Genomic DNA, 22,735 nt, shown 5'->3' with positions numbered 1-22,735 from the left:
CGATATTTGGCACACTTATGACACATACCAACAACACATTCACATCCTGAACTAACGATAATGAAATCATTGATTGAAGAATTAACATTTTAACAATCATTACAACAATGTTAACTTTAGCCTCGTTGGTCGCACTGGTGGTAAGCCTCTCACCAAGCCTATTGTCAGTATGATATGGACGTTCGACCATCTCCAAAATGAATAGACACCCAATTTGGTGCCCTTTTTTCGCCCGTGAAGGTATTCTTCGCGGGCTTTTTTCTATCTGCCGTATTTCTCCTACTCAATTCCCAGTTTTGGCGTCCCCTCCTCAATCAACAGACGTAAAAAAGCCAACCCATTAATAGGTTGGCAAATAGAGCAACAAGGTTGACGCTGACTGCTCACTAACGTCGTGCTTGTATCGGATGCACTCTGGTTAATCACTCGTCCTTGTGACTAACACGGAATCTTTGTCGTCAGAGATTATGACTTGGTTGCCTCTGTCTTCTGGCATTTGATCTTTACCAGTTGAGCTTGTTGTTCTTTGATGTGTTTAACAATGCGTTCATCGCGTTCATCAATAGCGTCCATGTTCATTTGTTGGATGTCCGCAACCGCCTCATGCTTCATTGTTGTAAATTCTTGACGTAAATCCGCACTCCACTCTTCTTTGTCTAGAGTGTTGGCAGCAGCGATTGGTGATGACATTACAGCAATAAGACCTAGAGTAGATAGAAATACGCTTTGCATAATAAGCTCCTTAGGGATTAGCAGTTCATTGGGTTGCATTCTATACACTGCACATTGGATGCCAACTTTTTAAACCTTTAATATCAACAACTTAAACAAAAGTTTATTTTTCTACCATCTGCTCAATGGCGAATTTCACACACACAGTGTTAAATTAACCAACGATATTTATGAATATTTAACCATTCATTCAATTTATAGTATAGATAGTCGTTTTCAGTTCGCTTAAAACAAAAAAAGCAGCCCGAGGGCTGCTTTAGATTTTCGCTTTAAGTGATACTAGCTTTGCGTGCTTTCGTTGCCGACAGTGTTTGATGACTGTGATTTGAACTTACCTATCAAACGACCAAAGAACCGTTTAACAATGCGGAAGATGTTTTTAATATCCTCTAACATTAGGTACAAGCAAGGCACCAGAATCAAAGTAAGGACAGTTGCAAATAGAACGGCAAAACCGAGCGCGACCGCCATCGGGATAACAAAACGCGCCTGCAAGCTGGTTTCAAACATGATAGGAAGTACACCTGCGAAGGTGGTAATTGACGTCAAGGTGATCGCTCGAAAACGTGCACAGCCAGCTTCAACAACCGCTTGCTTAATGCTCATGCCTTTTTCTCGCACTTGGTTAACGTAATCTGTCATCACCAAGGAATCGTTGATAACCACACCCGCTGCTGCAATTAAACCAAATGTCGACATCATGCTGATGTCCATATCCAGCCAGAAGTGTCCCCAAATCGCCCCCGTTAAGCTAAACGGAATCACCGACATGACAATCAGCGGTTGGGTGTAGCTCTTAAGCGGCACGGCCAACAAGATGTATACGATGATCATGCCAGCAATGAAGAACATGATTTGCTCGTTACGTTGCGCGGCTTGCTCTTCGATGTCACCACCCAATTCCGTTTTCACACTTGGGAAGGCTTGCTTCATGTCCGGTAAGATATTGTCGTCGATAACTTTCACGACTTCTTGAGGTTCAACCAACTCTTCATCTATAGAGCCATAGACATAAACGGTTTGATAACCGCCTTCACGTCGAATGGTACTCACACCCGGTTGCTCGTTGATTTTCACCACATCACCAAGCATGACCTTCTTGCCTGCTGGTGTGGTAATCACAGCGTAACGCAGTGATGAGAAGGCTTCACGCGTCAATTGCGGGTAACGCACCATAACCTTAATTTCTTCGCCATCACGAATAATGCGTTGTGCTTCACCACCGTAGAAACTGCCGCCTACTTGTTCTGCGATCATAGTCAGATCCAAGCCCAAATCATAAGCAACAGGGGCAAGTGATAGTAGTACCTCTTTACTACCGGAATCGATAGACGACGAGATATCGTACAGACCTTCTTCTTGCTGAAGTCGACCAATCAAGTAGCGACCCGCTTCGTTTAGCTCGTTAATGTCCGAACCAAACAGCAAGTAACCAAACTCGTCGCGGTCACCGCCACCTGCACTTTGTTCACGGATCTTAAAGCTCTTCATGCCCGGAATAACTGGCATTGCCTCACGCCAGCGACGTGCAAGTTCAAAGGTATTGAATGGACGCAACTCTTCATCCACAAGCGGTACAAGGATACGACCTTCAGTACGGCTGCGGTTGTAAGAAAGCACATCTCGAATCATCCCCTGACCATGCTCATCAATGATCTGGTTTTCGATTTTCTGCATCACGCCTTCAATGGTTTTTAACGCATTAATGGTTTGCTCGCTCGACACCGTATCATTCATCTCAATCGTAATCGCCGGATAATCCGTTGGCACTTTCGGGTTTGGAATCACACGAACATAGTTCGAGCTAACTAAAGCTGCACTAATCAGTAAAAGACCGCAGAAGAAGGCAAACACGGTCCAACGCCAATGGGTACAAGCCTTAACGAAGCTGCGGTAAGGGCCATTAACAAAGCCGAAGAAGCGCTTGTTGAAATTATCACGCCAACCGCCCGCTTTGATTGGCGTAAAGTTGGTGTGGGCTAAGTGAGCTGGAAGGATCAGCTTAGATTCAATTAAGCTAAAGATAAGACACAGGATCACCACACCCGCAATGCCGTAGAAGAAGGCACTATCAATTCCACTTGAGAGTAGGAATGGGGCAAACACCGCTATCGTGGTTAACACACCAAAGGTCGCCGGAGTCGCGACACGCTTAACACCCGTCACAACGTTCTCAACACCACCACCCTTCTCTTCGATCTCACTGTAGGCACTTTCCCCGGTTACGATGGCGTCATCCACCACGATACCGAGCACCATGATAAAGGCGAACAAAGACACAATGTTCACGGTGATACCCAGCATTGGCATCATCATTACTGCGCCTAAGAAACACACAGGTAGCCCCAACATTACCCACATTGCTAAGCGGAAACGAAGGAATACCGAGAGCATGATGGCCACCAACGCGGCACCTTGAAGAAGGTTCTTCAACATCATGTCGAGACGACCATTTAGGTAGTAGGTCATATCAACGAGAACTTTCAGTTGAATGTCGTCAGGTAAGGTTTTGTTCTTTGCTTCGATGTAGTTACGAACGGATTCAGCAACTGGGATAATGTTTTGATCACGCGTGGCTTGAACCGCCATGTAGATCGCATTTTGACCCGAGTATTCGAAGTAACGATCTTCCTCAGTAAAGCCGTCTTTAATTGTTGCGATGTCTTGTAGCAGAACTTTTGCACCGTTTGCGCCAAGCTTAACTGGGATATTACGGAACTCATCACCACGGTAGTATTGGTTCTCAATACGTACTGCGATCATGCCTGCATTGGTTTTTACTTCACCAGCAGAATAGTTCGCAGAATAACGACGAATCGCATTACTCACATCGTTCAAAGTCAGATCGTATTTACGTAAAACAAGCGGATCGACTTCAATCGCAATCTCTTCTTCTGGTGCATTGATATTCACCAGCATAACGTTTTTCAGTTGCAGTAATTCGTCTTCAACTTGCTTAGCGATAGGTTTGAGCTCTTCTAGTGGCCTATCACCCACCAAGCCCATCTCTATCACCTCTTGTCGCCACTCCACCTGATAAACGTTGATGGGTTCCATGCCTGCAGGCAGATTAGATAAGGTATCTACCCGCTGTTTTACATCGTCCAATACGCGTTTGATGTCGGCATTCACATCGACTTCAATCGACACAGAAGCACTGCCTCGAGAAGCACGTGCTACGGTCTTTTTGATACCAGTGACGTCTTTGATCGACTCTTCGACTTTAACCAGAATACTCTCTTCAATCTCTTGCGGAGAGGCACCAGGATAAGCCGCTCGAATGTTGATGTAGTTAACTTCAACGTTTGGAAACATTTGTCGTTGAATGAACATGAAGCTGACGATACCCATCACGATGATGAACACCATCATTAGGTTCGCAGCGACAGAGTTATTGGCAAAATAGGCAATGATGCCCTTTTGTTGATTCTCTTCCATGATTGACTCCTACTTACTGTACGACGGTTTCGGAGTCGTCATTCTTTTTTGCGACTTGGACAGCCATGCCTTTTTGTGGGTACTCAGGTAACGTCAGTACCAACTTGTCTGATTGCTCAAGACCTTCGCCCACGAGTAGGAATTCCCCCTCAGCACGAAGGACATTTACCGTTCTTGGTTGAAGCTCATTTTCACCATTCACAACCCACACAGTGCGGTTTCTCACCAGCTCTTGAGGAAGACGGTAGATATGCTTGAGTTCCTTACCAGTAAAGCTAACTTCAACATACGAGCCAAACTTAATTGGCGGCTGATTATTATCGAGACCATATGGGTCTCTTACTTGGATGACCATGTTGATCATGCGCGTCGCGCTGTCGATCATGCCGAGATCTCGAACGACTTTACCTTCACGAGTCGTCGATAGAATGCCTTGTTGCGTAACCGTTGCACGCAGCTCTTTCAGTGATTCAGGAAGAAACGCACTGTCAAAGCCAGCGATAGGAACGTGGATTTCCGCCACTTCGATATTGTTCAGTGTTGCCACACGAGAACCAGAAGAAACAAACTGACCCACACCGATTTCACGCTCAACAACAAGCGCATCATATGGCGCTACTACTTTGCAATTTTCTAGGTCACGCTTCGCTCGCTTCAGCGCAGCTTGAGCTGACTTCACTTGAGCCTGAGCACTCAAGACATGGGGCTTACGTAGGTAAAGGTCTGTGACTTGTTTGTCGCTTAACTTTTTCGCTTGGCGTTTTGCGACTTCCGCTTTGGCTTGTTCCTCGATCAACGCAGCACGTGCACTTGCCAAGCCCGCTTCAGCTTGTAGAACAGCCGCTTCGTAGTTATCACTTTCAATCGTGAATAACACTTCACCACGCTTTACGATTCCACCCGTCACAAAATTTGGGTGCCAACTGATCACTTCGCCGCTAACTTGCGCTGCTAAGTGCGTTTTTTCGAATGGACGCATTTCACCGTGACTGGTGATAACAACTTTATGATCGGTAGGAAAAAGTGAAGAGGTTTGTACTGTGGGTTCAGTAATGGTGTCTTTGGTTGACTCTTTCTCGGGCGCAGTAGCGGCAATCGCGGCATAACCCGCATAAGAACCACCAACTACGACGAAGGGTAAAAGCCAACGTAATACTGGTTTTGCTAACATCAAAAATCCTTTTTTATTTTTGTATTCTCCTGTTCATCCCCGTCAGGCTTTCGCCTTAGAGCTGAATTAACAAACGGAACGTTCGATAACCCAATCTCCTACTCCCCGCGGACAAACAGTGAGTGTTTGCATCTGAAATAGACAACTTTATAAGAGCGCCGTGCTTCTGCTGTGTTTCGCGATTATCAATCACAAAAGAACTATCCATGGCAAGTTAATAAAATTAACAAAAACTTAACCATCTCCGCAAGTTACGACCTCTCACGCTCACTGTTTATACGCAATCGTCATGCCAAACCTTTACTCATTAAATATCAACAAGTTAGGTTAAATTGGCAATTTCTCTCAGTGCAGTGTTGGTAATTACCACCAGATATTAGTGATATTGACCATTTCTGAGCAAAACATAAGTAAAAAACATGATATTGTCCGCCCGAATAATATGCCTTCCAAAAGCCATATCGAGTCATTCAGATTCGGTTGCTTTATTAAGAAATCTGCGACTTGGCTACAATCACTCGCGTTACCCAGATTTAAAGGTTGATATATAATCAAAGAGTTACGTTGTGTCTTAACAAGGAAGTGTGCATTGCTACGTTCTCTCTCTAAAGCCTTACTCGGTTCAATGCTTGTACTTGTCTCGGCTTGCTCCTCAATTCAGCCAAGAGATCCAAGTGAGAAATCCACCAGTTTTCAGTTCGGGTATCAAAGCGACTCATCGTTGGCTGAGTTCTTTGAAAGTTACGACAAAGACCCCAACTCAGATACTGGCTTTTACCCTCTTAATCAGGGAAACGATGCGCTATTAGCTCGAATCGCACTGATTGAATCTGCCGAAAAAAGCCTAGATTTACAGTACTACATCTATCGTAGTGACGAGACCAGTCAACTGATGACGTGGCGCTTGTACGAAGCAGCAAAGCGTGGCGTACGCGTTCGCCTGCTTCTAGATGACATGCAAAAGCGAAATGATGCAGGAATGGCAGAGTTAAACGCCCACCCAAACATCGAAATCCGACTGTTTAACCCGCACCAATATCGAAATGCTCGTGTATTTGCACTGGCAAGTGACTTTGAACGCCTTAATCGTCGCATGCACAACAAAGCACTTATTGCCGATAGCGTGTCAGCCATCGTGGGTGGAAGAAACATTGGCAACGAATATTTCTCTTTCGAATCCAATGTCGAATTCGGTGATTTTGACGTGATGTTATTTGGTGAAGTCGTCACTCAAACCGCAGATCAATTTGATCTGTACTGGAACAGTATTTATGCCGTCCCTATGGAATGGATCGTACCTGAAGCAGATAAAGTGGCGGATCAGGCTATTCAGGCCCAAGTAAAAGCACTTGAGTTAGAAGAAAAGTTCTCGACTGGCCCATACAACTTTAAAGAACTCGACCTTTACGAAGAATTACAGCAAGGGAACCTCAATCTGTATTGGGGTAAAGGTGAAGTGTGGTTCGATTTACCCGATAAGATTGCCACTCAAGAAAGTCAACTGGTCGCGAACTTGGGTGAACTCCTTGAGAGCGTTGAAGATTCTTTTGTCCTAATTTCCCCTTACTTTGTGCCGACAGAATCGGGAACGAAAGCCCTGACAAATGCAGCAAAACGAGGGATTAACATCACCATCGTGACCAACAGTTTGGCGTCAAACGATGTCTTTGCCGTTCATGGTTGGTACGCAAAATATCGTGAAGATCTAGTAAAAGCAGGCATCAAGCTCTGGGAAGTAAAAGCCAGCGCTAAAATAAAGAGTAAATGGAGCTTAACCGGTAGCAGCAGAGCCAGCTTGCATGCAAAACTTATGATGATTGACGAAAAGACATTGTTTGTCGGCTCAATGAACTGGGACCCGCGCTCCGCAGAGTTAAATACTGAAATGGCAGTCGTCATTGAACAACCAGAATACGTGCAAAAGCAACAAACCGTTTTGCCAGAGCAGCTGAAAGAAAATGCCTATCAAGTCGTAATCAAAGATGGTGATATCGCATGGATTGATCAAGCGACAGGCGAAGAATTCGATTCAGAGCCAGAAGCCAGCGTGTGGAGAAAAATGGGCGCTTGGTTCTCGGGCATTCTGCCAATCGAGGATCAGCTCTAGCTTCTTAGTGAGAGATGAAGATGGCAGCACTGCTCTTGGCAATGCAAAACATTGACACATGTTCAGCGTCAACGCGGTCAAACGTTAACTCGTTACTATAAATCCGTTACTAAAAGGAGTGTTATGTACCATTTCCAAGGCGTCACATTAAGACGAGCCGTTCCGGAAGAAGCCAAAGCGCTCTATAAGCTCATCACTGAGGATGAACGCTGGGCGCAATTCAATGGTCCTTACTTCCCTTATCAAACACCGACATTAGAAGGCTTCCGTAACCACATCTTTCAACGCCTACTGAAAGGCGAAGACATGTTATTGATTGAGTTTGAAGGCAAACCCGTTGGCTCAGTGAGTTGGTATTGGGAATGTGAGAGTACTCGTTGGCTTGAAGCTGGCATCGTCATTTACGATTCGAACTATTGGGATAAAGGGTTGGGCTTTTGTGCGCTAGTGCCTTGGATTAGCCATATATTCGAATCCCAAGACATAGCACGAGTGGGTTTAACAACATGGTCGGGTAATCCAAGAATGATGCGTTGCGCAGAAAAGCTTGGCATGCAGCAGGAAGCGAGGATTCGTAAAGTGCGTTACTACCAAGGCGAGTATTACGATTCCATCAAATACGGCGTATTAAGAGAAGAATGGCAAACGCTGCTCCAACGGCTCTATAGCCAAGAACAATTGGCGTAAATCATCGTATTTAATGAAACGGCTTGGCAACGCGCCAAGCCTTTTTAGTTGGGTTACTTGGATATAGGGTAAACCACTCTAAAGCGCTCAAGTACCAACAAACGTTGCTCATGCCAATCGATACCCAGCTCTTCGCATTCCGCTTTGAAAAATCTGGTGTGCGCTTTTCGCCACCAAGCCATTGTGCGGTCACCTTCCCCTTCTGCGTGAGCAAATTCCTCACTCACATCTGCATATCGACAAGTTCTAACATCAGTGATTCGAATGACGCATACAGGTTCACCATCCCAGTTGGTCACAACTTGTAGGTGTCCAACTTGAGGCATCATTTCTCCCTGTTCGCTATACCAAAGCTCCATGCTGCAAGAGGCCGTTTTCTGGCCGATTCTCACCAGCTCAGCACAAGTATTAGCGTTGTACTCGTCAGCACAATAATAATCAGCGCTTACTGAGGGAATCGCTGCTTGCTCTTGTTCAGAGAGCGTCTCCATATAATGGGTAAGATAAGCTTGTGCTTTGGCGTCCATACTTCTGTTCCTTGGTTCTGCTTTTCCATCGCTTTACTAACCGGAAAGAGTATCCATTCATGATCAAAAGAACAAGATATGAGCCTATCAGAACGCTTTATAAAACAAGCATTTTCCATCTGATTTTTGCTAAACCTTGCTTGTATTTGCTATGGTTTCAGAGAACCACCCATTCTCGACGCAAAAGGACGTTCTATGCGCTTAATCATCGGCATCTTCTTCGCTGCCCTGCTCTCCTTTCCAACTCTTGCATCCGAAGAAAAGTATTCAGAATCCGACCTTTTAGACAGACCATTAATGGAGCGCTATATCCTTGATGAGTTGAAATCGCTGCGTCAGGAACAACAAGATTTAGAGCGACGAATGATTGTTGAAATTACCGACCGAGAGTTAACGGTGGCTGATAAATCACTGAACTACGCTAACGTGACGGTGACCTACTTCTTCTACATCATTGCGGGTGTCGCTTCACTTATTGCTTTTGTTGGTTGGCAATCTCTGCGCGAGTTTAAGCACAACACCAAAGAGATGGCAGACAAACGACTAGAAAAGATCGCTCAGGAATACGAGAAAAAGTTCGTAGCGTTGGAGCGTGATTTGAAACGTAAAACCCGCATCATCAGCGAAAACAACAAAGAGATTGAGAAGATCAACGAAATCCATAACTTATGGCTTCGTGCACAAAGCTCACAAACTCCGGAACAACGCATCGATATCTACGATGAAATTTTGCTTGTTCGCCCTGGTGATTTAGAAGCGCTGACTTACAAAGCCGACGCCGCTATGGAGATCAAAGAGTACCACTGGGCACTGAGCTTATGTAACCGAGTACTGGAAGTGGACGATACTAACGGCCCAGCACTTTACCAACGCGCTTGCGCCTACTCTCGTTTAGGGATTGAGGAGCAAGCGATTGAAGACTTAGAGCGTGCGATTGATACCAGCCCTTCCATTCGCGATCTGTTAGCGGAAGAACAAGATCTCGAACTGCTTCACGGCAATGAGCGCTTTGAGCAGCTCTTAGCAAGCAGCACGCCTGAGTCTTAAGCATGAGCAGCCACTTTAACCTCGAAGATGCCAGCCAAGTTTTGGTTGGCGCTTTTGCTCTCGCCGTCCCAATTTCTTTCTCGGAAGAAGCGTGGCGCTTGGGTGAAAGCTTGCCGATGTTGAATTTGCTGATGCTATTCAGCCTGTCTGTGCTCTTCTTAGGTTTTTTCGCTTACCAAAGCGTATTTCAAAGCAACATAAAAACGCGCGTTGCCGTGTTCATCTTTCGTGTTGTGATTGCTTACTTCATTGCCGCGGTGGTGGTGGCTTTAGTGCTATTCTGCATCAACAAACTTCCTTTATTCACCGACCCACTAATCGCCCTCAAACGGGTGATTGTGATTACTATGCCCGCTTCAATGGGGGCGATCGTGGTGGATAGCTTCGATAAGGAATAACCAGCTCAGCCGTTGTTATGACTCTTGTTCGTCGAGAGTTAGATTCGAACCAGCATGATCTTTACCGAGCACATCTTCAGGGTTTCTTAATGCACAAGTTTCTAGTGAGAGACACCCGCAACCAATACAACCACCCAAATCGTTTTGTAGCGCTTTGAGCTTTTGAATCTTTTGTTCTAACTGCTCATGCCAATGACTGGCCATGGTTTCCCATTGCTGCTTGTTTGGCGCTTGATGCTTGGGCAGCTCTTCTAATGCCACTTTGATCTCTTCTAACGACAATCCAACTTGCTGCGCTGCTTTGATCACAGCCACACGACGAAGTACGCTGCGATGGTAGCGACGTTGATTACCTTGATTTCTCCAGCTTGAAATCAATCCCTTCTGCTCATAAAAGTGCAGCGCGGATACCTTCACTCCTGAGCGCTTTGCCACCTCACCTACGCTGATTTCCATTTCTGACCTCTTGTTTAAAAAAACGCTTTACCTCAAGTTTACTTAAGGTTCTAAAGTTACACCACGTTAACAAATTAAGCAGATAAAAACGATGAAAAATAAAACGCTGCCCTACTTGGCTGGGCGATTCTTCGATAGCATTTCTTCGGGATTATTCATGATGGCACTTCCATGGGTAATGCTGGCTGAACCGGGGATGGGAACCTTTGTTGCTTTGGTCTCACTCTCTTGTACTGCAGTTTCTTTCTTGGCTACGCCTTTCTTCTCTACTCTTATCGACCGCCATTCAAGAAAGCAGTTACTCGTGCTCAATCAATGGTTACAAGCTGGTATGGCGTTCATCATTTTTGTCGCGTACTGGCTTGAGCTTAGCTCACATTGGTTGTTAGCGTTTGCACAATTGGTCTATTGGGTATCCAGTAACTTCGCATGGACAACCAATAATGCTTTCACCCAAGAGAACTATCAACGCCATGAATACGCCAAAATTTCCGGTCAGCAAGAAATCGTGATGCAATCGACCACGCTGGGCGCTGGCGCGCTAGGTATCGTGTTGTTAGAGATGTGGGGAATGAGGGAGTTTGCTTTGTTTGCTGCCTCCGCTTCTTCTATCGCCGTCCTTTTCTATATGGCCACGCCGTACGTGCAACAAATCAGAGACTCTCACGCTGTTGCCTTTATGTCGCAGTTAAAAGAGAGCAAGCAAATCTTTGCTAAAGAGCCGACCTTTTACGCTTTCATTTTGCTGTCCTGCCTGTCTTATCCCATTTTGACTTATCTTGGAAAGTTGGTGCCTATCTGGTTCTCGGAGCAAGGTATCTCTGGTGATTGGTACGCAGGATTTAACATCAGCTTTGGCTTGGGTTCATTACTAACCGGACTTATTGTTACCAAGGTACTGAATCAGTTTGGTCACACCAGCATTATTGTCGTATCGATGAGCGTGCTAGTGATTGCTTTAGTTGGCATGAGCTTATCGGCACATCCACTGACCATTCTGATGTTTACTGCACTCTTTGGCATATTTAACGCGTTAAATCGAATCGCAAGAATCAATTGGATGCACCACACTGTCTCTGTCCATCAACGAGGACGAGTCGATGGCGGAATCAGCATGTTCGCCACTACCGTGCAATCTTTAAGTTATGTTGTTATTGCGATGTTGAGCCACTATGGCTTGACCAAGTATGGCTTCATTCTGGCGGCTGGCACCATGGCGATGGCAGTCTGTGTGATGTGGTATTTGAATCATAAAATGAATGGCGATGGTCAACTTGCCACAAGCCAATAACAAAAAGCCCAGCAGTCGCTGGGCTTTTGGCTTCCAAAGGGAGGATTTAGAATTCGTAGTATAGACGAACACGTGCACCGAAATCGTCTTCTTCAGCAAAGGCAGTTGCATCCGATTGCTGCGTCAGCTTGTTGTCGACCATAGTGTAGTAAGTACCTAGTAGGATTGAGAAATCCTGAACTTCTAGCACATCACGGAATGCGTAAGAAGCGTACCAAGTTGATACATTTACGTCGCCTTCCGCCCAAGAAGAAAATTCCTTGTTTTCAAATTCGTTCGTTGAGTAGATGTAGCCAAGACCTAGGTTATTCCACAATGCGTTCACACCTGCCGACATGTTGTTCTCGTCTACTGCATCTAGGTAAGAAACACTTGCGTTCACAGACCAATCACCGCTTGTCCAGTTACCTGTTAAGCCGTAACCCGTACGATCTGAGATGTCTACGCCATCGGCAACAATAGCGTCAGAAACTAGGTTAGTCTCCATCGATGCTGCGACTGTGAAATCACCCATTTGGTAAGCAACGACAGGGCGTAGTAGGAACGCATCTTTGCTTTCTGTGATTTCTTTACCGTGGTAATAACCACCAACGCCGCCATCAAATAAGTTAGAACGGTCACCCAACATCGCACCAACTTCTACATACAGGTTGCCGAATGTTTGGTTGTACATGATCTGACCATCAGAACCACGACCGCGCGCTTCTTTCATTTGGTAAGAGTATGCCGCACCGTCTGCGTATAGGTCATTCGCCGTATCGCCTGAATACTCAAGGAATACGTCTAGGCCCACAGGGAACATATCATAAGCTTCGAAACGACCCGCTTTAATCGCCCAACCGTCTTTCTTACCAAATTCAAAGTACGCGTCATCCAGTGCGATGTTGCCTGTACTTTCAAAAAGAGGCTGTGCTTTGACACCCACATAGTGACCGTTGCTGGTGTACTTCTCACCCGCAAACTCGATAAGTACGCGACCATCTTGGTTGAATTCGCTGTCGTCATTGGCGTTTGATTCACGATCTTCAAAGTTGAAGTTTAGCTCTACGTTACCGCCAACCGAGAAGTTACCTTCTTCGTTGTCAACGATACTGATACCTGCGTTTGCAGTCATTGCTGTTGATACTAAAACAGCCGCTAGCGAAAGCTTAAAAGTGTTGTTCATGTGAACCCCTATATTTGTATTTTTTAATAGTTTGCCCGCCTTAAAGGAGGGCTTATGTGTAGCTATGGACAAAAAAGAACTGCTAATTAACTGGCCGATCATTAGCAGTGGACGGGGCTAATTCTTGATCAACAAAATCAGCAAAACAATATTGCTAAACCGTTTTTGCTAGACGAGATCACGATTTTAGATCTTTAGTTATTTACTTTTAATTACAGCAACTTAAATATAAAAATTTATAATTATCGGATTTTAAAGCAATTTATTGAGTGAAATTGATAGAAATCAAACTCATTCATATGAGCATTGTGACATGACAGATATCACAAAATTTATGAATCAATTTCATTGCTAAACAACAGGCACAAAAAAGGCCACCAAATTGGTGGCCAAAAACCAATCCGAAACTGCTAGCAGTAAGAGATTGGGGACAAGTAATGCAGTGTTGCTTGAGCGTGTTTGAGCTCGATGTTGCACAGATCATCAATAAAGATCCGCGAGGTGAAAACCGTCTTACCGCTGTCGGCAAAAATCTCGATGGCAGAGTTATCCACGAAGATACGAATACGTTGTGCTTGTTCAAGTCGCTTGGCATAACGAACGGTACCAAAAGCCTCAGCATGCAAATGAGAAACATGAGTTCGATCTAGGGTGAACTCATGTTGATCGCCGCTAAATACCATTCGCTCACCTTTCTGATTGGATAGAGCCAAAGAGAAAGCGCCATCAACATGAAGATCGACCTCAAATGCTTGAGAATCCAACGAATGTGAACCGTCGACTTCGACAGAGTCTTTGCGTAACGCTTCCAATTCTTGTAATGGGCTTTGAATGAGGTAATCCCCTTCAATAGTCAAGACACGAGGTAGCGTCAGCATATGTGCCCAACGGTTCTTATCGGTTGGGTATTCACTCTTCGAGTTACCCAGCCAACCAATCAGAATACGTCGCTGCTGATCATCGAGATAGGTCTGAGGAGCGTAGAAATCAAAGCCTTTATCCAACTCTCGATAACCCTGATTAGGAAAGACTTTGTTTTCGAAATCAATGCGTTCGCCCACCATGTAAACCACAGAGAAAACGTTCTTCAGGTCATATTTACTCTCTGAGCTTACGCCTTGAGGAGAGAAAATAAACACGCCGTTTTCATCTTGTTCGTAATAGTTAGGGCATTCCCACATATAACCAAAGTCACCCAGCCCCACATCAATATTGCCTTGATAGTGGTAATCATCGATATCTGAACCGTGATAATAAGCAAGCTTGCCTTTTTCATCATGCCCTTGAGCACCTATCAGCATGTGGTAACCGTCATCGCGAGTGACCAATACTGGATCACGGAACTCTTGCGTGTACGCATCGGAATTAAACTCAACCACAACGCCTTTTTTCTCGATCTTGCCTTGTTTATCCATCACCGCGAGTGCTTGTGTTGGCAAGCCTTTCCCCTCTTCATTCAGAAGGTTGGCGGTGTAAAACAAGTACAATTCATCATTGTGAGGAACACCCACGCCCGTGTAACAACCGTGATGGTCGTAATCTTGGTCTGGATACATCGCAATGCCGCGATCGTTAAAGTTGACGAAATCTTTGGTCGATACGTGATACCAATGTTTCAAACCGTGCACGGGGCCTAGTGGAAACCACTGATAGAAAATATGATGCTCGCCATTAAAGTAGCTCAGACCATTTGGGTCATTCACTAAACCATGATGCGGGGCAATGTGGTAGCTCGGATAAAACGGGTCTGTTTTCGTTTTATGCTTAATGTCTGCCAAATATTCCGCGCTCACCTCATCGATTCTCACAAATCGATTTTGGCGATTAGAAAAATCCATAACGACTCCAAAAAGAGAAAGCACTCCCGCTAAACAACGGGAGTGAAAAGAATTACTTTGGTTCTTTGTAGAACAGTTTTGTTAGAGCGAACGCCGACACTGCGCCCACCAGCATGACAAGCATGTACATGCCTAGACCACCGCCGAGGTACAACAACATACCCGGTAGCATGGTTGCGCCTGTACCCGCGGAGCCGATGCCTGCAATAGCACCAAGACAGCCACCAATCGCACCACCGACACAGCCGTATAGGAAAGGCTTAACGCGAGGAAGCGTAATCGCAAACATGGCAGGCTCTGTGATACCAAATAGTGCAGGAAGTGCGGCGCCAAACATGCCAGAGCGTTTTACTTTGTCTGTCTGCATAGTCATGACCGCCATCGCTGCACCAAACTGACCAGCAATCGCCGCTGTACCAAGTGGGTTGATGTAGTCGAAGCCTGTGTCTGTCACCATTGCAATCGTGATTGGAACGATGGTGTGGTGCATGCCAGTCACGGCCATAAATTGAATAGCACCACCGTAAATCAAACCGCCAATACCGTAAGGAATTTGCAGGAAGCAAAGCACCGCCTCAGTAATCAGTTTCTCGATACCAAGCAGAAGTGGGCCTACGAAGACTAAGCCAGCAATCAGAGATACCAACAAGGTAATGAAAGGTGTGAGGATCAAGTCCAACACTTCAGGAATGTATTTGCGCGAAGTGCGCTCTACCATCGCCGCGAACCAACCCATAAATACCGCAGGAAGAATCGAGCTTTGCAGGCCGGTAACTGCGATATCAAAGCCCATAAACGGAATGATCATGGCTTCAGCGTTGCCAAAGGCTACATCCCACTTACTGGCTAATTGCGGCGCAACTAGCATCAGGCCGAGCACAATGCCGAGAACCGGGTTACCACCAAACACGCGCATCGCAGACCAAGTCACCAAAACTGGGATAAAGATAAATGCCGTGTCGGTCAGAACTTGTGAAAGTGTGTTTAACTGTGGCGATAGCTCCATGCCAAAACCGTTGACGAGCAAACCACGTAAGCCCATCAAAAGACCCGTCGCAACCAGTGCTGGAATAATGGCAACAAAGATATCGGAGAAGGTGCGCGTTACTGCTTGAAAGGTGCTGACTTTGTCTTTCTTCTCTTCGGTTTGTGGCGCTTCTTCAATCGCTTCATTGCCTTTCATAATGGCAAATACTTTACCCACAAAACCGGTACCCAAGATCACTTGGTGCTGTCCGTTTTGAAAGAAGTAACCGTGTACCCCTTCTGTCGCGCTGAGTCCTTCCGCGTCTACTAGTCCATCGTCCTTGGCCACAACACGCAGTCGTGTTGCACAGTGATTAAGTTGTGCGATGTTGCCCTCACCACCAAGCAAGGACATCACTTTACTCGCTACAACTTTCGCATCTCGCGCCATAATTTTTGTCTCCAAAGAGTGCAAAGAAATAACAACCTGTATTCAACTTGTATTCATCGTAATACAGGTTAGATACAGGTTGTATTTTTCATTCTCGTTTTTTGTCACACGTCACACTTGTTATTGATTCAAAATGCATGGAGTTGCTTAGTTATTAAACCTATAAATAAAAAAATAGCCCACATCGGTGGGCTATTTTTCAATTCGTTCAATATTCCGTGGCTTCAAGGTTTTTAAACTCGTGCGGTGATTTCAAAGTCGTACAAACTCGACTTGTAATAAACGATGGAATACTCGTATATCCCTTGTTCTTCATAGAAGTTCTGAGACTGGTTGATCAAGATAGGATCCAGCTTATCGACCACCAACAGTTTCTGTGCAGCATCATCCGGTAAGGCAGGGATCAATTTCTGCTGCGTTTTCACCATCTCAATGCCATGACGACTTAAGTATTCGAACTTTGAGCCTTCAAGATCTTGCTGCGTTAAGTTAGGCAAAAGAACACGAGGAATATAGAACTCCTCATAAGAGACAACCTGATCATTAATCAGGCGTAAACGACGAGCAAAGTTAACTGGCTCACCTTGAGCTATATTGAGTTTTTCAGCGACTAACTCGTTTGCAGGAACCACTTCAAACGCATCAACAATGTTCTTAGCTTCTAATCCTGAACCTGCCGCTTCTTGAGCAAAGCCAGACATGGACAAGAAATCATGACGCAATTTGTTGGATTTAACGAACGTCCCTTTGCCTTTTTCTGAGAAGGTGTAGCCCAAATCATTAAGCTGTTGAAGCGCTTTACGAACCGTCACTCGACTGACTTTGAGTAACTCCACCAGTTGATTTTCCGATGGAAGCTTACTGCCTGCAGGGTAAATACCTTTATCAATTTCGCGCTTTAATTCATCCGCGACTTGAATGTACAGCGGCTGCAAACTTTTTTGATCAAATAGCTCAGTCATAATTCCGTGAAAACTAAGGGGTTACCAACTCATCTTACTCAAGCTGAGGGTAATTACCAACTATTGTTAAAAGGCGTAAGAATTGGATAAGCTAGCTTCTAGCTCAAACGAAACAACAGGAAACCGCAGTGAATTTAAGACAATTGGAAGTCTTTTACGCCATCATGCAAACCGGAACCGTTTCTGGTGCCGCGCGCCTATTGCATGTATCGCAACCTAATGTCACTCGGGTACTTGCCCATACGGAACAACAACTTAGCTTTGCCCTGTTTGAGCGCGTCAAAGGCCGTTTAGTACCGACCCAAGAAGCCAAAGCCCTGCTGCCAGAAGCCGAGAAAGTTTACCAACAGCTTGGGCAATTTCGCTCCCTCACCAATAAGGTAAAACAAGGCACTCAGCACTTGAGAGTCGGAGCGCCTCCTGTCTTGGCTTCCCAACTGCTTGCTCCAACGGTTGCTGCACTGTCGAAGCAACAAGGCATCTCATTTGAACTATTAACGGCAAACCGTGATGAGCTGTGTTCAGGCTTACTTCAGCACGAATTGGATGTGGCAATTGCCTTTGGTGAAGAAGCGCCACCTGCGATTTTGAGTGAAGTGTTACTCAAGCAACAACTTGTTCTGATTGCGCCAAAAGAAGCGCTCAGTTCAACTGAGGACTCGGTATCGTTTGATGATTTGATTCAGCACGAATTGCCAATCATCGGCTTGGACAGTCGAGACCCACTCGGTTTATTGCTACATCAAACACTCTCTGCGCGTGATGAACATTATCACCATGCGATCACAGTACGCAGTTACGCCGCAGCCGCCGAGCTAGTCAAGCATCATGCGGGTTTTGCGATTGTCGACCCATGGACAGCAAAACAGTATCAAGATGACGAATCAGTAAGCGTGCGCTCACTTTCTCCGGCGCTGTCATTTTCTATCTCTATCTTGTTTGCAGAACACTCGCCGCAATCCATATCGACCAAGCTTTTTATTGAGTCGCTAAAGCAGCATGTTAATCAGTAAGTTAGCACTCATGCTCACCTATAACTTCAAGTTATAGGCGTACAACAAATAGGCATTCGGCTTCCCTCTTCAAACTGACTACATTGTCTGAAAACGTATGAATAACAGAGGGAACCATCATGCAAATTGCTCAACCTTACCTACTTTTTCTTGGCGACGTCACCGATCCATTAGCCGCAAAAACTGCACGCGGTATCCATCAATGGCGCCCAGAGATTTGTTTAGGTCAGCTTCGTCTTACGCCAGAAACCGTTTCATTAGGTTTAACCGACATGACGCTGCAACAGGCTCAGCAGCAAGGCGCAAAAACGCTCGTCATCGGTACAGCAAACCCTGGTGGTGTGATTCCTGAATCATGGCAGGCGACGTTACTAGAAGCGGCGGAAATGGGTTTTGAAATTGCCTCAGGTATGCACCAACGTCTTTCTGAATTTGCGCCTTTGAATGACTTACAGCAACGTGGCCTAACCAAGTTGCACGATGTACGCCATTACGATGAACCGCTGAAAGTGGGCAATGGTAAAGCGCGCTCGGGTAAACGCTTACTAACGGTTGGCACCGACTGCTCGGTTGGAAAAATGTTCTCAGCCCTCGCAATTGAGAAAGCCTTACAGCAATCGGGTTGTAAAGCTGAGTTCAAAGCCACAGGTCAAACGGGCATCTTAGTCGCGGGCAGTGGAATTTCGATTGATGCGGTTGTCGCGGACTTTATCTCTGGTGCGGTGGAAGCCATTAGCCCTGAGTTTACTGACCATGAGTGGGACATCATTGAAGGACAAGGTTCACTGTTCAATCCCTCTTTTGCTGGTGTTAGTTTAGGCTTGCTTCACGGCGCACAAGCAGATGCTTTGGTATTGTGTCACGAGATCGGTCGCCCACACATTCGCAACCTTCCTCATGCTAAGTTGCCAACGATTGAGCAAACCATCGAAGCGAATTTACAAGCGGCACGTTTAACAAACCCTGACACACGCCTTGTCGGAATCTGCTTGAATACCTCCGCAATCAGTGAAGGTGATGCCGCACAGCTTTGCCAAGACTGGACGGAGAAATACCAAGTACCTGTCACCGATCCTGTGCGTTTTAGCGTAGAGCAAATTGCTCAACAGATTATTGCGATTTAAGTTGCGATTTAAGGATTGTAGACGCGATGAAAATTCATGTAGAGCCCGTCACCATTGCGATGGCGACGCCTTTCCGTATCTCCCGTGGCAGCCGAACCGAATGTCACGTGGTGCGAGTAACCATAGAGCAGAATGGCATCAGTGCCCAAGGTGAATGTACGCCTTATCCCCGTTACGGCGAGTCGGTAGAATCGGTGATCAAAGCCATTTCTCAAGCCGCTCATGAACTACAAGGTTTGTTTGCCAAAGGCGATGCGAACATAGTCTCCCTTAGAGAAAAGCTGCAAAACCTTCTCCCTGGTGGTGCGGCACGTAATGCACTCGACTGTGCGATGTGGAACTTACAAGCGAAGCTAGCGGGCAAGCAACACACTCAAGATTTATTTGAACTACCAGCATCCATTGTCACTGCAATGACCGTTTCGATTAACACGCCAGAAGCAATGGCAAACCAGACCCGCAACTACATCGAGCAAGGCGCAAAACTACTTAAAGTGAAGCTCGATGGCGAACAAGTGATTGAACGTGTTCGCGCAGTTCGTGAAGCGGCAGGCGATGCGATGATCGTGCTGGATGCAAACGAAGCATGGCAAGAACTGGATTTAGACGCTACCTTTGCCACGCTTGCGCCACTGAATATTGCGATGATTGAGCAGCCTTTACCCTCGAATGACGATGACAAGCTAAAAGACATTTCGCACCCAATTCCACTTTGTGCCGATGAAAGTTGCCATACGCGCCAGCAATTGCATGAATTGGTAGGCAAATACGAAATGGTCAACATCAAGCTCGACAAGACGGGTGGTCTTACCGAAGCCTTATTGCTTGCAGAAGAAGCGAAACGCCTTGGCTTTACCTTGATGTCCGGTTGCATGTTAGGCACTTCATTGGCGATGCGTGCAGCGCTACCCATCGCTGTGCAATCGAAAGTGGTCGACTTAGATGGTCCGGTTTTACTGGGTCAGGATGTTGAGCCTGCTTTGGTATATCGAGAAGGTGAAATCGTCCTGTAAAGGATCAGTGATCACCCCATCACCCATTCCATGACCTAGATTAAAAAACAATCACCGTCAGCATGAAATAAGTCACATAAATTACGGGGTTATTACGGCATGCTAATACCGTAGTAACCTCTAATGCGCTTTTTCAGCAAGGTGATGGTTGTATGTATAGAGTCATCCGAAAAATGACATGGAAGACGAAAAGGCGGTAAACCCGCCCTACTCCAATGCAGTTCGTGCCTGATATCAGGTTTGCTTTGGAACCGTTGATTGGCCGCTAAAGGCTCACTCGGTTTCGCACGTCATTTGCAAGGAGGCTCTATGCCTATCAATAAGATCCGCAACGTCGCCTTTGTCGGTCAAACGGGTACCGGCAAAACCACACTGATAGAAAAACTGCTCTACACCTGCCAAGCTACCAACCATTTAGGTTGTGTGGAAAAAGGCGATACGGTGACCGATTTCGACCAACAATCCATCCAATATCAACACAGTATCGAAGCCACCCCAGTCGCCCTAAGTTGGAACAAACACCGCCTCAATATCATCGACACTCCCGGACAAAGTGAATTACTCGGACGCACACTCAGCGTGTTCCCTGCCGTTGAAACTTCCGCGTTGATCATCGACCCGCAAATGCCCATCAACCAAACGTCTGACCGCTTGTTCGCCTTTGCTAAAGAGCAGCAAAAGTGCCAGATGATCATCATCAACAAGCTCGACAATCACGGTAACCAGCTTGAAGCCGTGATGGAAAACATCATCGAACACTTCGGTGACAACTGCTTACCAATCAACTTACCTTCCGCCGATGCTCAATCGGTCGTAGATTGCTATTTCGAACCAGAAATCGAACGCGACACCTTGCTCGCCAAAGTCGAAGAAGCGCATGAAACCTTGATAGACCAAGTGATTGAAGTCGATGAAGCGCTGATGGAACTGTATCTCGAACAAGGCTCCGAGCTGACAGCAGAACAGCTGCATGATCCGTTTGAAGAAGCATTGAGAACCGGACACGTGATTCCAATCTGCTTTGTGTCGTCCGAAACAGGCGCAGGGGTAGAACTGCTACTCAGAACTCTTGCGGAAATCATGCCGATGCCAAATGAAGGCAACCCACCGTTGTTGGAGAAAAACGGCAAGAAGGTCAAAGTAAACTGTGAAGCACTTGAGCACAGCGTAGCGCATGTGTACAAGATCAGCGTCGATCCTTACATGGGCAAACTCGCTTACTTGCGTGTTTACCAAGGTGAAATCAACGCAGGCAGCCAACTCTACATTGGCGAAAGCAACAAAGCGTTCAAAGTCGGTCATCTCTACCAATTGCAAGGCAAAGACAGAACGGAGATCCCAAGGGCGCTTGCCGGCGATTTCTGTGTGCTCGCTAAAGTGGATGAGTTGGAATTTGATTCCATTGTTCATGACTCTCATGAAGAAGATGGCGTGCAACTTAAAACCCTCAACTTCCCTGATTCAATGTACTCGCTGTGCCTCAAACCCGTTAAACGTGGCGACGAGCAAAAACTTGGGGATGTGCTGAATAAAATCGCCAGTGAAGACCCTTCTCTTCGAATCGAACATCGCGCACGCACTAATGAAACCATCATCAGTGGTCAGGGTGAATTCCACCTCAAAGTAGCGTTAGAGAAAATGTCTTCTGTTTACAAACTGGAGGTGGAAACCAGCCAGCCAAGCGTCGAATACTTTGAGACCATAACCAAGCCAGCAGAAGGTCATTATCGTCATAAGAAACAGAGCGGCGGTGCCGGTCAATTTGGTGAAGTGCAATTAAAAGTACGTCCACTCGAACGCGGTGCAGGCTTCAAGTTCATCAATAAAGTAGTAGGCGGCGCGATTCCTACGGCGCTGATCCCAGCAGTGGAAAAAGGCATTGTTCAAGCACTAAAAGAAGGAGCGATTTCTGGTAACCCAATCAAAGATGTCGAAGTGACCGTTTACGATGGTAAATACCACTCGGTTGACTCAAAAGAAATCGCGTTTGTCATCGCAGGTAAGAAAGCGTTTTTAGATGCGATCAACAACGCAGACCCGATTGTGCTCGAACCGATTGTGCAAATGGAGCTTCATATTCCAACCGCGAATGTGGGTGATGTATCCGGCGACTTATCCGGTAATCGGGGACTTATTGAAGGTACTGAGCCTATCGATGCGAACTTCACTATGCTAAGAGCCAAGTCTCCGGTCAACGAGCTGCAAGATTATGCTCGTCGTCTACGTTCAATTACTGGCGGTGAAGGCAGTTTTAACATGACGCTCAGCCATTACGAACCAGCGCCACCAGCAGTACAAAAACAGGTCTGCAACGAAGCGACGCAGCAAAGCTAAGGCTTAACACACTTA

General features: G+C 46.0%; 18 protein-coding genes. 9 read left to right on the top strand and 9 right to left on the bottom strand.

Annotated elements, in window-relative coordinates; translation table 11 throughout:
* Window positions 1–465: 465 nt before the first annotated feature.
* The 3 genes from QTO06_RS10310 to QTO06_RS10300 all read right to left on the bottom strand — a co-directional run bounded on the left by QTO06_RS10310 (window position 466) and on the right by QTO06_RS10300 (window position 5,341).
* Window positions 466–732, bottom strand: a complete 267-nt coding sequence (locus QTO06_RS10310) for a hypothetical protein (RefSeq protein ID WP_005429553.1) — start codon at window positions 730–732, stop codon at window positions 466–468.
* A gap of 279 nt (window positions 733–1,011) precedes the next feature.
* Window positions 1,012–4,170, bottom strand: coding sequence for an efflux RND transporter permease subunit (locus QTO06_RS10305; protein WP_331407820.1), 3,159 nt, complete (start codon window positions 4,168–4,170; stop codon window positions 1,012–1,014).
* Between the two features lie 13 nt (window positions 4,171–4,183).
* Entirely contained in the window at window positions 4,184–5,341 is a 1,158-nt protein-coding gene (locus tag QTO06_RS10300) for an efflux RND transporter periplasmic adaptor subunit (protein WP_331407817.1), read from the bottom strand.
* A 589-nt stretch (window positions 5,342–5,930) separates the two neighbouring features.
* Between QTO06_RS10300 and QTO06_RS10295 the strand changes: the two genes are divergently transcribed.
* The gene (locus tag QTO06_RS10295; protein WP_331407813.1) at window positions 5,931–7,448 is read left to right on the top strand and encodes a phospholipase D family protein; all 1,518 of its coding nucleotides are present in this window, start codon (window positions 5,931–5,933) and stop codon (window positions 7,446–7,448) included.
* A 123-nt stretch (window positions 7,449–7,571) separates the two neighbouring features.
* Window positions 7,572–8,135 carry a GNAT family N-acetyltransferase gene (locus tag QTO06_RS10290; RefSeq protein WP_331407810.1) on the top strand — a complete coding sequence of 188 codons (564 nt, stop codon included), beginning with the start codon at window positions 7,572–7,574 and terminating at the stop codon, window positions 8,133–8,135.
* A 53-nt stretch (window positions 8,136–8,188) separates the two neighbouring features.
* Here the strand turns inward: QTO06_RS10290 and QTO06_RS10285 are convergent, their stop codons facing one another.
* Window positions 8,189–8,662, bottom strand: a complete 474-nt coding sequence (locus QTO06_RS10285; protein ID WP_331407808.1) for an ASCH domain-containing protein — start codon at window positions 8,660–8,662, stop codon at window positions 8,189–8,191.
* A gap of 195 nt (window positions 8,663–8,857) precedes the next feature.
* On the opposite strand from QTO06_RS10285, the gene QTO06_RS10280 reads away from it, so the two are divergent.
* Both QTO06_RS10280 and QTO06_RS10275 read left to right on the top strand, forming a co-directional pair.
* A complete protein-coding gene (locus tag QTO06_RS10280) occupies window positions 8,858–9,709 on the top strand; it encodes a tetratricopeptide repeat protein (RefSeq protein ID WP_252042359.1) in 852 nt (283 codons plus the stop codon).
* A gap of 2 nt (window positions 9,710–9,711) precedes the next feature.
* Complete coding sequence (locus QTO06_RS10275; protein WP_005441475.1) at window positions 9,712–10,107, top strand: DUF2391 family protein; 396 nt, start codon at window positions 9,712–9,714, stop codon at window positions 10,105–10,107.
* A 15-nt stretch (window positions 10,108–10,122) separates the two neighbouring features.
* On the opposite strand, the gene soxR is transcribed toward QTO06_RS10275, so the two are convergent.
* Window positions 10,123–10,563, bottom strand: a complete 441-nt coding sequence (gene soxR, locus QTO06_RS10270) for a redox-sensitive transcriptional activator SoxR (protein ID WP_005441477.1) — start codon at window positions 10,561–10,563, stop codon at window positions 10,123–10,125.
* A gap of 91 nt (window positions 10,564–10,654) precedes the next feature.
* Between soxR and QTO06_RS10265 the strand changes: the two genes are divergently transcribed.
* The gene (locus QTO06_RS10265) at window positions 10,655–11,854 is read left to right on the top strand and encodes an MFS transporter (protein ID WP_331407804.1); all 1,200 of its coding nucleotides are present in this window, start codon (window positions 10,655–10,657) and stop codon (window positions 11,852–11,854) included.
* A gap of 46 nt (window positions 11,855–11,900) precedes the next feature.
* Here the strand turns inward: QTO06_RS10265 and QTO06_RS10260 are convergent, their stop codons facing one another.
* From QTO06_RS10260 to QTO06_RS10245, 4 genes are all read right to left on the bottom strand, one after another.
* Window positions 11,901–13,019, bottom strand: a complete 1,119-nt coding sequence (locus tag QTO06_RS10260; protein WP_020196091.1) for a carbohydrate porin — start codon at window positions 13,017–13,019, stop codon at window positions 11,901–11,903.
* 410 nt (window positions 13,020–13,429) lie between these two features.
* On the bottom strand, window positions 13,430–14,857 hold the full coding sequence (locus tag QTO06_RS10255) for a sucrose-6-phosphate hydrolase (RefSeq protein WP_331407802.1): 1,428 nt from the start codon (window positions 14,855–14,857) through the stop codon (window positions 13,430–13,432).
* A gap of 52 nt (window positions 14,858–14,909) precedes the next feature.
* Window positions 14,910–16,274: a PTS transporter subunit EIIC gene (locus QTO06_RS10250; protein WP_331407800.1), complete on the bottom strand. Its 1,365-nt coding sequence runs from the start codon at window positions 16,272–16,274 to the stop codon at window positions 14,910–14,912.
* Between the two features lie 233 nt (window positions 16,275–16,507).
* Window positions 16,508–17,236, bottom strand: coding sequence for a GntR family transcriptional regulator (locus QTO06_RS10245; RefSeq protein WP_331407798.1), 729 nt, complete (start codon window positions 17,234–17,236; stop codon window positions 16,508–16,510).
* Window positions 17,237–17,364: 128 nt separating this feature from the next.
* Here QTO06_RS10245 and QTO06_RS10240 point away from each other — a divergent pair, with 128 nt between their 5' ends.
* The 4 genes from QTO06_RS10240 to fusA all read left to right on the top strand — a co-directional run bounded on the left by QTO06_RS10240 (window position 17,365) and on the right by fusA (window position 22,720).
* On the top strand, window positions 17,365–18,249 hold the full coding sequence (locus QTO06_RS10240) for a LysR family transcriptional regulator (RefSeq protein WP_331407796.1): 885 nt from the start codon (window positions 17,365–17,367) through the stop codon (window positions 18,247–18,249).
* 119 nt (window positions 18,250–18,368) lie between these two features.
* Window positions 18,369–19,373, top strand: a complete 1,005-nt coding sequence (dgcN, locus tag QTO06_RS10235) for an N-acetyltransferase DgcN (protein ID WP_331407794.1) — start codon at window positions 18,369–18,371, stop codon at window positions 19,371–19,373.
* A gap of 26 nt (window positions 19,374–19,399) precedes the next feature.
* The gene (gene dgcA / locus QTO06_RS10230) at window positions 19,400–20,386 is read left to right on the top strand and encodes an N-acetyl-D-Glu racemase DgcA (protein ID WP_331407792.1); all 987 of its coding nucleotides are present in this window, start codon (window positions 19,400–19,402) and stop codon (window positions 20,384–20,386) included.
* A gap of 309 nt (window positions 20,387–20,695) precedes the next feature.
* Window positions 20,696–22,720 (top strand): elongation factor G, encoded by a 2,025-nt coding sequence (gene fusA, locus QTO06_RS10225; protein WP_331407790.1) that lies wholly within the window; start codon window positions 20,696–20,698, stop codon window positions 22,718–22,720.
* Window positions 22,721–22,735 lie beyond the last annotated feature (15 nt).

This window comes from Vibrio sp. M260121, assembly GCF_036533715.1.
Taxonomy (GTDB): domain Bacteria; phylum Pseudomonadota; class Gammaproteobacteria; order Enterobacterales; family Vibrionaceae; genus Vibrio.
This window is presented reverse-complemented; position numbering and strand designations above follow the sequence as displayed.

Excerpts from the sequence above, each read along its gene's own strand:
- QTO06_RS10310 (WP_005429553.1), bottom strand. The coding sequence starts at position 732 with ATGCAAAGCGTATTTCTATCTACTCTAGGTCTTATTGCTGTAATGTCA.
- QTO06_RS10305 (WP_331407820.1), bottom strand. The coding sequence starts at position 4,170 with ATGGAAGAGAATCAACAAAAGGGCATCATTGCCTATTTTGCCAATAAC.
- QTO06_RS10300 (WP_331407817.1), bottom strand. The coding sequence starts at position 5,341 with ATGTTAGCAAAACCAGTATTACGTTGGCTTTTACCCTTCGTCGTAGTT.
- QTO06_RS10290 (WP_331407810.1), top strand. The coding sequence starts at position 7,572 with ATGTACCATTTCCAAGGCGTCACATTAAGACGAGCCGTTCCGGAAGAA.
- QTO06_RS10285 (WP_331407808.1), bottom strand. The coding sequence starts at position 8,662 with ATGGACGCCAAAGCACAAGCTTATCTTACCCATTATATGGAGACGCTC.
- QTO06_RS10280 (WP_252042359.1), top strand. The coding sequence starts at position 8,858 with ATGCGCTTAATCATCGGCATCTTCTTCGCTGCCCTGCTCTCCTTTCCA.
- QTO06_RS10275 (WP_005441475.1), top strand. The coding sequence starts at position 9,712 with ATGAGCAGCCACTTTAACCTCGAAGATGCCAGCCAAGTTTTGGTTGGC.
- soxR (WP_005441477.1), bottom strand. The coding sequence starts at position 10,563 with ATGGAAATCAGCGTAGGTGAGGTGGCAAAGCGCTCAGGAGTGAAGGTA.
- QTO06_RS10265 (WP_331407804.1), top strand. The coding sequence starts at position 10,655 with ATGAAAAATAAAACGCTGCCCTACTTGGCTGGGCGATTCTTCGATAGC.
- QTO06_RS10260 (WP_020196091.1), bottom strand. The coding sequence starts at position 13,019 with ATGAACAACACTTTTAAGCTTTCGCTAGCGGCTGTTTTAGTATCAACA.
- QTO06_RS10255 (WP_331407802.1), bottom strand. The coding sequence starts at position 14,857 with ATGGATTTTTCTAATCGCCAAAATCGATTTGTGAGAATCGATGAGGTG.
- QTO06_RS10250 (WP_331407800.1), bottom strand. The coding sequence starts at position 16,274 with ATGGCGCGAGATGCGAAAGTTGTAGCGAGTAAAGTGATGTCCTTGCTT.
- QTO06_RS10245 (WP_331407798.1), bottom strand. The coding sequence starts at position 17,236 with ATGACTGAGCTATTTGATCAAAAAAGTTTGCAGCCGCTGTACATTCAA.
- dgcN (WP_331407794.1), top strand. The coding sequence starts at position 18,369 with ATGCAAATTGCTCAACCTTACCTACTTTTTCTTGGCGACGTCACCGAT.
- dgcA (WP_331407792.1), top strand. The coding sequence starts at position 19,400 with ATGAAAATTCATGTAGAGCCCGTCACCATTGCGATGGCGACGCCTTTC.
- fusA (WP_331407790.1), top strand. The coding sequence starts at position 20,696 with ATGCCTATCAATAAGATCCGCAACGTCGCCTTTGTCGGTCAAACGGGT.